Raw genomic sequence first — 10392 nt, forward strand, 5'->3', positions numbered from 1 at the left:
CCTCCGCGACCGCTCTGCTGGGCGGCAAGGCCCGGGGCAGCAACTTTCGGGTGGACGAGACGGTCCGCAGCGACGGCTTCCTGCAGCTCTTCTCGCTGTCGACCTCCTACGGCCAGTTCCAGGTCGAAGGGCGCGAGCTGCTCACCGTGCGGCTCGACGAGCTGCGCGCCGTCGCCCTGCTCGAGCAGATGAACAAGTCCCAGGCCTTCCTGGACGCCGCACGCGCCGCGGCGATGAAGCCGGTCGATCTCGCGGTCGGGCTGATCGGCAATCCGGTCGGCACCATCGAGAAGGGCATGTCCGGGGTCGGCGCGCTGTTCAGCCGGATCGGATCGGCGGCCGGCAATGTCGGCCACGGCCGCGACAAGCCCGGCGAGGCCCTGCTCGGCGTCAGCGCCGCGCGCCGACAGCTCGCCCAGCGCCTGCGCGTCGATCCCTACACGGACTTCAAGCCGCTCGCCGACGCGTTGAACGAGGCCGCCCGCGTGATCGCGCTCGGCAACCTGTCCGTCTCGGGCGCCTTCATGGCGATCCCGGGCGCCGCCGGGATGGCGGTCTCGGGCAGCAAGACCGGGCAGGACCTCGGGCAGCTCGCCCTCGACAAGGCGCCGTCCGAGCTGCGCGACCTCAACCGGGCGTCGCTGACCGCCATGGGCGTGCCGGTGCCGATCACCGCCGCCTTCCTGGACAACACCGTGTTCACGCCGACCGACCAGACCGTGATCGTCACGGCGCTGGCCCGCATGAAGGGCGTCAAGAACCAGCACATCTTCGTCGCCCGCGCCGCCCAGGCGGGCAGCCGCGACCTCGCCTTCTTCTTCCGGCGGCGGGCCGAGCTGATCGCCGACCATCACCTCAAGACCGAGGCGCTGGCCGAGTTCGTCGACGTGCGTGGCCTCGCCGTGAACCGCACCCGCGGCGGCACCGTCGTCGCGGTGGTGCCGTTCGACATGCTCGCCTGGACCGAGCCGGTGAGCGGCCTCGTCGCCGCCATGGACGACGACATCCGGCGCGGCGGGCTCGGCAAGGCGATCGAGATCAGGGTGACGGGCGGCGTCACCGAGCGGGCCAGGCAGGGCCTGCGCGAGCACGGCTGGACGCTGGTCGAGACCGCGGCACCGTGAGGCTCGTCCCCTCGGTGCCCTTACTCCCGCAGGGTCGGCGGCAGCCGCAGCGCGGCATCCACCATCGCGGTCGCCCGTGCGAAGTCGTAGTTGCGGAACATGTTCTGCTTCACCAGGAACGACGCGCCGCCGTAGAACTTCTCGTACTGCTGATGGCGGTTGCCGAACTCGGTGCCGATGAAGTCCCAGGCCATGCGCATCAGCGCGTAGCGATCGCGGGCGCTCGCCACTCCGGACCGCATGAAGCGCTCCATGTCGGGGCCCGTCACGGTCCCGTCGAAGTCGGCGGCCGACGACGGCAGGCTGATCATCGCCGCGCCGCTGAGCTCCCTGATGATGTCGATCGCCCGCGGGTTGATCTCCGACTGCAGCGCCATCACGGCGTAGAGCGTCGACTTGCAGGGCCACAGCACGCCCTTGTCGTCGATCGTCGCGTTCAGCTCCTGGGCCCGCATCATCGTGTCGACGATCGCCACCAGCGCGGCGAGCTCACCCATCTGCACCTGCACGGCCGGGTTCGCGTCGTTGCCCGTCATCTCGTTGAGCCGCTTCGCCAGCCCGATCATGAAGCGGAGCTTGGTCGCATAGCGGGCCTGCGCCTGGACGTTGCCGTAGGTGTGCGCCGGCGTCTTCCACCACTGATCGCGACAGACGTCGCGGTTGCGGTAGATGAAGACGTGCTCCCAGGGGACGAACACCTTGTCCATCACGACGAAGCAATCGGTCTCGTCGAACCGGCTGGACAGCGGATAGTCGACGTCGTTCGTCGCCTGGGCCGCATAGGGCCGCCGCGGATAGAGCCGCATGCCTTCCGCGTTCATCGGCACGGCGACGCCGATCGCGTAGTTCTCGTCGCCCGGCTGCAGCGGATGGATGCAGCTCAGATAGAGATAGTCCGAGTAGACGCCACCGGTGGCGAGCTGCTGCGCCCCCGAGACCACGATGCCGCCGTCGCGCTCCTCGACGACGCCCGCATAGAGCGTCGGATCGGACTGCAGATGGCCCGGCTTGCCGCGGTCGATCTGCGGCGGAACGATCGCATAGGTGATGTAGAGGTGGTTCTCGCGCAGATGCTCGTAGAACGCCACGACGTTGTCGGCGAAGGCCTGGCCCTGGACGGCGAACACCTCCGGCACGGCGGCGTAACCGCAGAAGAAGCCGGCGACGTGATCGGGCGTGCGCCCCATCAGGCCGAACGACGCCTCGGCCCACGCCTCGGCGGCGAGCCGCTTGGCGCGGAGATCCTCGTGCGAGCGCGGGATCTGGTAGGCGCGCAGCACCGGCCGGCCCGAGCTCGGCGACGGATAGGTCATCAGCTCGCGGTTCGCCGGATCGGCGGCCATGTCGTAGAGCCGCGCCATCGCGCGCGCCCCTTCCCGGAACGCCGGATGCGTCGTCACGTCGGCGACCAGCTCGCCGTCGACATAGACGCGCCGCCCGTCCTGCTTGATCGAGGCCAGATACGCGGCGCCGCTCCGAAGCCCGGCGGGATTGGTCGCGGTCGAGACGGCGGCGGGGCTCTGCATGTTCATGATCGGGCTCTCGTCACACGGTCGGCCGAGCGGCCGAGGGTCGATCCACCGCGGCCGCCCGACTCCGGCAGGTAGCCGCCACGGTAGAACATCAAGGGGTCGCCGGGATTCGCCCGCACGTCGAGGACCCGGCAGATCAGGATCACGTGGTCGCCGCCGTCGACCGCCTCGTGACGCTCGCATTCGAGGTGCGCCAGCGCGTCGTCGATCAGGATCGCGCCGTGCGGGCCGACGCTCAGCGGCGTGTCCGCCCACTTGTCGGCCCCCATGGTCGCGAAGCGATGCGAGATGTCGCGCTGCCCGGCCGCGAGGATGTTGATGCCGATGCGGCCCGCCTCGAGAAACACCGGCAGGCTGCGCAGCGAGCGCGTCAGGCTGAACAGCACCAGCGGCGGCTTCAGCGACAGCGACGAGAAGGAGTTGACGGTGACGCCCGCCCTGCCCTCGCCGGACTGCGCCGTGACCACGGCGACGCCGGTCGCGAAGTGGCCGAACACGCGCCTCAGCTCCACATCGTCCGGCGGCATGGCGTCTCCGCGCTTTACATACATAATGTAGCTACATCATGTACGTATTTGCCCGGGTGTCAAGCGAGCGCCGACGCGGGATCGTGCTCAAATGCGCTGCAGCGCACGACGCTTTTTCGTGCGCCGCAAACGCGATATGAAGCAGCGCGTCTGTTCCGGAGCCAGCATGTCCGTCCACCGTCCGTCCCGCACCAGAGAGTCGCCGATGTCGCTTCGAAAGCGCGCGTCCGTGCCCGCCGCGAAGGCATCGCCGAAGGCCGAGAAGACCTCGCCTGCCGGCTGTTTCGCCGTGCCGCTGACCGTCTCGCATCCGGCCATGCTGTCCGCCGGGCAGGACGGCGCGTTTCGCGAGACGCTGTATCTGATGGTGCTGGCGCTCGGGCGTCTGCTCACCTGCCGCGAGGCGTTCGGCCGCGCGCTCGATCTCACCGGATCGCAGTTCGCCGTGCTGATCGGAACCGCTTACCAGCAGAACGGCGCGGGGGTGACGATCCGGGCGCTGGCCGACCACGTGATGCTGGCACCGACCCATGTGACGACCGAGGTCGGCCGCCTCATCCGCAAGGGGCTCCTGGTCAAGCGTCCCAACACCGACGATCGGCGCAGCGTGCTGGTGAGCCTGTCGCCCCGCGGCGAGGCCGCGATCCTCGAGCTCGCGCCGTTCCTGCGCAAGATCAACGATCTGCTCTTCGAGGGCGTGTCGCGCAGCGAGATGGCCGCGGTCTCCTCGTTTCTCGAGCGGTTCGTGTCGAACTCCGACAACGCCCTCGCCGAGATCCGCCGCAGCGAGGCCGCCCGGTCCTCATTGAAGCCATGACAGCGGCACCAGCGTCACGGCCGGGACGTAGGTGAGCAGCATCAGCACGGCCAGATAGATCAGCAGGAACGGCACCACGCCGCGATAGAGCTGCGGCAGCGGCGTTCCGAACAGGGCGTGCGAGGCGAACAGGTTCAGCCCGAACGGCGGCATGAACATGCCGACCGCGAGATTGACCGTGACGATCAGGCCGAAATGGATCGGATCGATCCCGGCCTTCTCCACCACGGGCGTCAGCAGCGGCGCCAGCACCAGGATCGCGGCCGGCGGCTCCAGCACGCTGCCGACGCAGAGCAGCATGAGGTTGATGACCAGCAGCAGGAGCCACGGATCCAGCATCAGCCCGTCGACGAAGCCGACCAGGCGGGTGGGAAAGCCGCTGGTGGTGATCAGCCAGGAATAGGCGCCGGCCGCCGCGACGATGACCATGATCTGGGCGATCAATGCCGCCGAATCGAGCGTCATCATCCCGAGATCGAGCCAGGTCAGCTCCTTGTAGACGTAGACCGAGATGACGATCGCGTAGAGGCAGGCGATGCCGGCCGCCTCGGTGGGCGTGAACACGCCGCCGTAGATGCCGCCGAGAATCACGACCGGCGCCAGCACGGCCCAGACCGAGTCCTTCGCCTTCGCCCGCACGTTGGGCCAGCGCAGCGTGTCGGTCACCGGAATGCGCTTCACGCGAGCGTAGAGCAGCATGTAGGCGGAGAGCGCCGTGGCGACGATCAGCCCCGGCACGATGCCGGCGGCGAACAGCTTGGTGACCGACTGCTGCGCCACGATGCCGTAGATGATCATCGGGATGGACGGCGGAATGATCACGTCGATGACGCCGGTGGCGGTGATCAGGCTCACCGAGAAGGTGCGGCCGTAGCCGTTCTTCTCCAGCGGCTTCAGGGTCAGCTTGCCGATCGCGGCGACGCAGGCGACGCTCGAGCCGGACATCGCGCCGAACACCGAGGCCGAGGCGATCGTCGCCACGGCGAGCGACCCGCGGATGCCGCCGACCACCGACAGCACCAGCTCGACCAGGCGGCGTGCGATGCCGCCGCGCGCCATGATGTCGCCGGCGAAGATGAACAGCGGCACGGCGAGCAGCGGGAAACTGTCGAGGCTGCCGACCACGGCGGTGTGCAGCGCGCGCAGCGGCACGTCGCCCATCTGCAGGATGCCGACGAGTGCGGCGAGCAGCAGCACGACGAAGATCGGCACGCCGAGCAGCAGCAGACCCAGCGGAACCGCGACCATCACCACGGCGCTCATGCCGACACGGCTCCGTCGTTCAGCTTGCCTTCGCCGGCGGCGACCTCGGCCTCCTCGGGCTCACGCGGCGCGCCGAGGCTCCAGGCCTGCCAGGCGCAGACCAGGCGGAGCGCCACCATGAACGCCATCAGCAGCATGCCGCCGGAGACGACGCTCTGCGGAATCCAGATCGGCATCTCCAGCGCGTCGCTGCGCTGGTCGAAGGCGTAGAGGGTCGTGACGACGTCGAGGCCGACGACGCCGACGGTTCCGAGAACAGCGATGGCGATGACGCCGCCGAGGACGAGGGCTGAGCGGCGCAGCCGCTCCGGCAGCTTCTCGACGGCGATGTCGATCCGGATATGGGCGTTGCGCCACGTCACCGACGCGGCGCCGGCGAAGACGATGAGCACCATCAGATGCAGCATCAGCTCCTCGGCCCAGGCGATCGGGCGGCCGAAGACGTAGCGGCCCGTCACGTTGGCGCCGTTGACCACCACGATGACGGCCAGGGCGGCCCCGGCGACGCACAGGCACGCCTGGGCCAGGCGGTCGCCGAACCGTCGGACGGCAGAGCGGGCCCGCGGCGGCTCGTCCGGAGGGTGCGGATCGGCGTCCACCGGGCTCACGCCACCGTGTCGGCGGTCTTGAGCATCAGGTCGAACAGCGCCTTCTCGCCGGGGCTCTTGGACGTGACGGCCGGGCCGATCGGCCGCAGCAGGCTCATCAGCTCCCTCTGCTCGTCGGGAGAGAGCTTGGTGATGGTGCCGCCCGCCGCGACCCAGGCGACGCGCTGCTTGGCGGCGAACTCGACCGCCCACGGGAAGACCTGCACGCTGGCCTTCTGGCCGGCGTCGTCGATCACGGCCTGCAGATCCTTGGGGAGCTTGTCGTACCACATCTTGCTCACCACGGTGACGACCGTCACCATCGCGTGGTCGCTGTCGAGGAAGAACTTCGCGGCGTCGTAGAAGCGCAGCGCCGTGAGCACCGGCAGGCCGCTCATCACCCCGTCGATCGTGCCCTGCTGCAGCGCCGGCAGCACCTCGCCGAGCGACATCGGCACGCCGGTGGCGCCGAGCTTGGCGAGCTGCTCCATCTGGATCGCCGAGGCGAGCACCCGGAACTTGCGGCCCTTGAAGTCGGCGAGCTTCTCGATCTTGGCGCGGCTGTTGAACGCCGCCGCGTCGTTGATGAACACGCCGATGCCCTTGAGGCCCTTGTTGGCGCCGAGCGCCAGGAAGGCCTTGTTGAACTCCGGCGCCTGGAGGGTGCGGTTGGCGTGCTCCAGATCCTTGAACACGCCCGGCGCGCCCAGCACCTCGAAGCGGCTGTCGACGCCGCTGAGGAACTCGGGCGGCACCACGAAGGCCTGGATCGAGCCGAACTGGGTGCCCTCGATGGAGCGCGCCGCCGAGCCGAGCTGGCCGGCCGGATAGAGCTCCACCTTGATCCGCCCGCCGCTGCCGCTCTCGACCAGGCCGGAGAAGATGCGCATCCACTCGTGCTGCGCGTCGTTCAGCGTCAGCGTCGCCACCTTCATGGTGTAGACGGGCGACGACTGCGCGGCCGCGCGGCCGGCCGTCCCGGCGGCCACGGCACCGGCCAGAAGGCCGGACACGACCTGACGGCGATCGTAGCGAGACCTCGACTGCATCTGGACTCCCCTCTGATCTGATCCGGGCCCGCTCCGAGGCTCCGCTCCTGAACCCCGATCCGAGCCGGCGCCGGCGGGGAGCCGTCCGGCCGCCCGCCGCCGCGCGTTCCCCGCCGCTACGTAGATGTCCATATTGTAAGACAATCTGTCAAGCTGGAACATAGACGAGCATGCAAGTTTCGCGCCGCAGCACGGCGGGCGACGAGGCCCCGCTCGGGCCACTCGGCCGGGTGAATGCTGCCGAAGAATGCAGATTCGCGTATGGTGAGGACGATTCCCGTTCACGCGGCGCGCGCCGATCGAGCGCCGCCGGATCCGATGACTTCGCCCATGGCCACGCACCAGATCGATCTCAAGCCTCGCCTCGACCTCAGGATTTCACCCAAGACGGTGCAGCAGCAGGCGGTCGAGAAGCTGCGCGAGGCGATCCTGGCGGGCCTGTTCAAGCCGGGCGACCGGCTCGTCGAAGGCGAGCTCTGCGCCATGCTGGGGATCAGCCGCCCGTCGGTGCGCGAGGCGCTGCGCAGCCTCGAAGCCGAGCGGCTGATCGCGATGGCGCCGAACCGCGGCTTCTTCGTGCCGACGATGTCGTGGCCGGAGATCGAGGAGATCTACAAGGTCCGGGCGCTGCTCGAGGGCGAGGCGGCCGCCCTGTTCACGGCGCAGGCGACGCGTGCCCGGCTCGCCGCCATGCGGGCCGCGCTCGACGACTTCAAGGCGGCCGTCGCGGCCGACGACCTGATCGCGCAGCTCGCCTCGACGGGACGCTTCTACGAGCCGGTGCTGTCGGGCTGCGGCAACCGCATCATCCAGGAGATTCTGCAGGGCCTGATGGCCCGCATCACCTTCCTGCGGTCGCGCTCGATGTCGCGGAAGGGGCGCGCCCGCCTCAGCCTGCGCGAGATGACGAAGATCTTCGACGCGGTCCGCAGCGGCGATGCGGAGGCCGCCCGGGGCGCCGCCCGCGAGCACGTGGAACAGGCCTGCGCGGCCGCCAAGATCGTGTACGACGACGCGGCTTGAGCCGCGCGCGCCGTCACTCGCTCCCGTGCGGCGCCGTCACGCTCTCCATCAGCACGGCGGCGCGGCCCGGGAAGACCCAGCTTCCGTCCTCGGCGAGCGGCGAACGCGCGCCCTCCCCGCCATAGGCGGCGTCCTCGCTCGACCACAGCAGCCGCCACGTCCGTCCCTCCGGCGGCGCCAGCAGCGGCTCCGGGAAGATTCGCGGCGCGACCTCGTGCCCGATGGTGACGATCAGCAGCCGCTCGGCGCCGTCGCCGAAGAACCGGACCAGGAACGCATCCTCGGAGATCACGGCGCCGTCGCGCGGCACGTCGGCGGAGAGGACCGGATCGGCACGCCGCAGCGCGATCAGGTCGCGGTGCAACGCCAGCGCGCCCGCGTTGCGCTCGCGCTCGCTCCAGTCCAGCCGGCACACCTCGAAGGTCGCGGCGGCGCCGGGCTTGGCCGTCTCCACGGCCGCCACGCTCGGGAACTGCATCAGGAACTCGCGCCGTCCCTTCTCGACCGCCGCCGCCAGATCGGGCTTGTGGTCGGCGAAATAGAGGAACGGCGTCGAGGAGAAGAACTCCTGGCCCTGGAACAGCATCGGCGTGCCGGGGCCGAGCAGCAGCAGCGCCGTCATGGCGCGCAGCCGCGCCGCGTCGGTGAGATCGATCAGCCGCCGGCCGAAGGCCGAGTTGGCGACCTGATCGTGGTTCTCCAGGAAGGTGATGCGCCTGTGCGAGGCGAGATCGAGCGACGGCATGCCGCGCGGCTTCTTCTGCCAGCTCGAGCGCTGGCCCTGATACAGGAAGCCGTGCTTGACGCAGGCGAGCAGCTCGCGCGCCGAGCCGGTGTAGTCGGAATAATAGGCCTCGGCCCGGCCAGTGAGCGCGACATGCGCCGTGTGGTGCAGATCCTCGTGCCAGGTGCCGCACAGCCCGTAGCCGCCCTCCTCGGCGGGACGCACCAGCCGGCCGTCCTGCGGCTCGTTCTCGGCGACGACGAACACGCTGCGCCGCCCCGCAGCGGCCCGCGCCGCGGCGGTCAGCTCGGCGACGATGTTGGTGGCGGAGGCGTCGAAGATCTGCTGCGTCGCGTCGAGCCGCAGCCCGTCGAAGTGAAACTCGCGCACCCAGTAGGCGGCGTTCTCGCGGACGAACTCGCGCACCGGGGCGGCGCCCTCGCCGTCGAAGTTGATCGCGTCGCCCCACTCGTTCTCGTACGTGTCGGACAGATAGGTCTTCGAGAAGCAGGGCAGGAAGTTTCCGTCGGGCCCGAAGTGATTGTAGACGACGTCGAGGATCACGCCGAGGCCGAGGCCGTGCGCCGTATCGATGAAGCGGCGCAGCTCGTCGGGAGAGCCGTAGAGCCGGGTCGGCGCGAACAGGTCGACGCCGTCGTAGCCCCAGCCGAACGCCCCGGGGAACTCCGCGACCGGCATCAGCTCGACCACCGTGATGCCGACCTCCTTGAGCAGCGGCAGCTTCGCGGCCGCCGCCGCATAGGTGCCCTCGGCCGTGAAGGTGCCGATATGGATCTCGGTGATCACGTGGCCGTCGGCGCCGCGAACGCCCGCCCAGGCCTCGTCGCGCCAGGCGTAGGAGTCGGGGTCGAGCACGCAGCTCGGTCCGTGCGGACCGTCCGGCTGCCAGCGCGAGGCAGGGTCCGGAAGCGGCGTCGCGTTGCCGAACACCCGGTAGCCGTAGTGTGATCCCACCGTCGCGTCTGGAACGAACGCCACCCGATAGCCGCCGTCCTCGGCGGCGAGGTCGTGCTCGATGCCGTCGACCACCAGGACGATCTCGTCCGGCAGCGGCGCCCAGACGCGGAAATGCACGCCGCCGCCGGGCTGCAGCTCGGCGCCGATCGGCATGGTGCGAACGACGTCCGCGGGCATGGCCCGGGCCGGGGAGGAAGAGGACGCCTGAGCCAAGGGAGATCCGCCCGTGCCGAGAGGACTTTTCAGAAACGCGCGCCGCCTCAGCGACGACGCAAGGCGCGCAGGAGCTCGTCGCGGCTCATCCGCGAGCGGCCCGCAATGTCGCGCCGCCTCGCCTCCGCATAGAGTGCCGCCCGGGTGTCGCGGCTCGCATTGGCGGTCGGATCGTTGCGCCGGCCTTCGGCGGCGGCCCGACCGGTCTGCCCGTATCGCTCCTTGCGCTTGGTGCGCTCTCGCGTGCGGCGATTGTCGGATGGGCTCTGGCGGTTCGAGGCGCCCGCCTCGGACAGGCCGATGGCGATCGCCTGCTTCGGATTCTTCACCTTGCGGCCGCCACGCGTCTTCAGCTCGCCATGCTTGAACTCGTGCATGACGCGCTCCACCGTGTCCTTCTGCGGCTTGGATTGTCGTCTCGCCGGTCGTTTCGTCGCCGAGCTCTTGGCCATGCGCGCTCCTCCGAATCCACCGTGGTAACGGAGACCGCGCGCCGGAGTTCCGCACCAATGTGAAGAGACGATACATTCAGGCGCGCTGCCGTCGCGCCGCGAC

At 69.7% G+C, this 10392-nt stretch carries 10 protein-coding genes; 3 read left to right on the forward strand and 7 right to left on the reverse strand.

Going from position 1 to position 10392, the window contains the following annotated elements; all coding sequences use genetic code 11:
- Window positions 1-1124, forward strand: a 1124-nt coding sequence (locus CH341_RS21715; protein WP_210208515.1) for a hypothetical protein, incomplete at its 5' end; no start/stop codon positions are given.
- 20 nt (window positions 1125-1144) lie between these two features.
- Here CH341_RS21715 and CH341_RS21720 read toward each other — a convergent pair.
- Both CH341_RS21720 and CH341_RS21725 read right to left on the reverse strand, forming a co-directional pair.
- Window positions 1145-2656 (reverse strand): 4-hydroxyphenylacetate 3-hydroxylase family protein, encoded by a 1512-nt coding sequence (locus CH341_RS21720; protein WP_111421071.1) that lies wholly within the window; start codon window positions 2654-2656, stop codon window positions 1145-1147.
- Window positions 2653-3183, reverse strand: coding sequence for a flavin reductase family protein (locus CH341_RS21725; protein ID WP_111421072.1), 531 nt, complete (start codon window positions 3181-3183; stop codon window positions 2653-2655). Before CH341_RS21725 ends, CH341_RS21720 begins: the two co-directional genes overlap by 4 nt.
- 205 nt (window positions 3184-3388) lie before the next feature.
- Here CH341_RS21725 and CH341_RS21730 point away from each other — a divergent pair, with 205 nt between their 5' ends.
- Entirely contained in the window at window positions 3389-4000 is a 612-nt protein-coding gene (locus CH341_RS21730) for a MarR family winged helix-turn-helix transcriptional regulator (RefSeq protein ID WP_170149747.1), read from the forward strand.
- On the opposite strand, the gene CH341_RS21735 is transcribed toward CH341_RS21730, so the two are convergent.
- From CH341_RS21735 to CH341_RS21745, 3 genes are read right to left on the reverse strand one after another with little or no spacing between them, the layout of a single operon-like run.
- Window positions 3986-5263: a TRAP transporter large permease gene (locus CH341_RS21735; protein WP_111421074.1), complete on the reverse strand. Its 1278-nt coding sequence runs from the start codon at window positions 5261-5263 to the stop codon at window positions 3986-3988. The two genes, CH341_RS21730 and CH341_RS21735, sit on opposite strands and share 15 nt — an antisense overlap.
- Window positions 5260-5871 (reverse strand): TRAP transporter small permease, encoded by a 612-nt coding sequence (locus CH341_RS21740; RefSeq protein WP_170149748.1) that lies wholly within the window; start codon window positions 5869-5871, stop codon window positions 5260-5262. Before CH341_RS21740 ends, CH341_RS21735 begins: the two co-directional genes overlap by 4 nt.
- A complete protein-coding gene (locus tag CH341_RS21745) occupies window positions 5868-6899 on the reverse strand; it encodes a TRAP transporter substrate-binding protein (RefSeq protein ID WP_170149749.1) in 1032 nt (343 codons plus the stop codon). The genes CH341_RS21740 and CH341_RS21745 overlap by 4 nt, the downstream gene beginning before the upstream one ends.
- 330 nt (window positions 6900-7229) lie before the next feature.
- On the opposite strand from CH341_RS21745, the gene CH341_RS21750 reads away from it, so the two are divergent.
- Entirely contained in the window at window positions 7230-7922 is a 693-nt protein-coding gene (locus CH341_RS21750; RefSeq protein ID WP_111421077.1) for a GntR family transcriptional regulator, read from the forward strand.
- Between the two features lie 13 nt (window positions 7923-7935).
- Here the strand turns inward: CH341_RS21750 and treZ are convergent, their stop codons facing one another.
- Together treZ and CH341_RS21760 are read right to left on the reverse strand one after the other, a co-directional pair.
- Complete coding sequence (treZ, locus tag CH341_RS21755; protein WP_111421078.1) at window positions 7936-9801, reverse strand: malto-oligosyltrehalose trehalohydrolase; 1866 nt, start codon at window positions 9799-9801, stop codon at window positions 7936-7938.
- Between the two features lie 83 nt (window positions 9802-9884).
- Window positions 9885-10289: a DUF6496 domain-containing protein gene (locus tag CH341_RS21760; RefSeq protein ID WP_111421079.1), complete on the reverse strand. Its 405-nt coding sequence runs from the start codon at window positions 10287-10289 to the stop codon at window positions 9885-9887.
- Between the last annotated feature and the right edge of the window lie 103 nt (window positions 10290-10392).

Source organism: Rhodoplanes roseus, from assembly GCF_003258865.1.
GTDB lineage: Bacteria > Pseudomonadota > Alphaproteobacteria > Rhizobiales > Xanthobacteraceae > Rhodoplanes > Rhodoplanes roseus.

Excerpts from the sequence above, each read along its gene's own strand:
- treZ (WP_111421078.1), bottom strand. The coding sequence starts at position 9,801 with ATGCCCGCGGACGTCGTTCGCACCATGCCGATCGGCGCCGAGCTGCAG.
- CH341_RS21750 (WP_111421077.1), top strand. The coding sequence starts at position 7,230 with ATGGCCACGCACCAGATCGATCTCAAGCCTCGCCTCGACCTCAGGATT.
- CH341_RS21720 (WP_111421071.1), bottom strand. The coding sequence starts at position 2,656 with ATGAACATGCAGAGCCCCGCCGCCGTCTCGACCGCGACCAATCCCGCC.
- CH341_RS21745 (WP_170149749.1), bottom strand. The coding sequence starts at position 6,899 with ATGCAGTCGAGGTCTCGCTACGATCGCCGTCAGGTCGTGTCCGGCCTT.
- CH341_RS21735 (WP_111421074.1), bottom strand. The coding sequence starts at position 5,263 with ATGAGCGCCGTGGTGATGGTCGCGGTTCCGCTGGGTCTGCTGCTGCTC.
- CH341_RS21730 (WP_170149747.1), top strand. The coding sequence starts at position 3,389 with ATGTCGCTTCGAAAGCGCGCGTCCGTGCCCGCCGCGAAGGCATCGCCG.
- CH341_RS21725 (WP_111421072.1), bottom strand. The coding sequence starts at position 3,183 with ATGCCGCCGGACGATGTGGAGCTGAGGCGCGTGTTCGGCCACTTCGCG.
- CH341_RS21760 (WP_111421079.1), bottom strand. The coding sequence starts at position 10,289 with ATGGCCAAGAGCTCGGCGACGAAACGACCGGCGAGACGACAATCCAAG.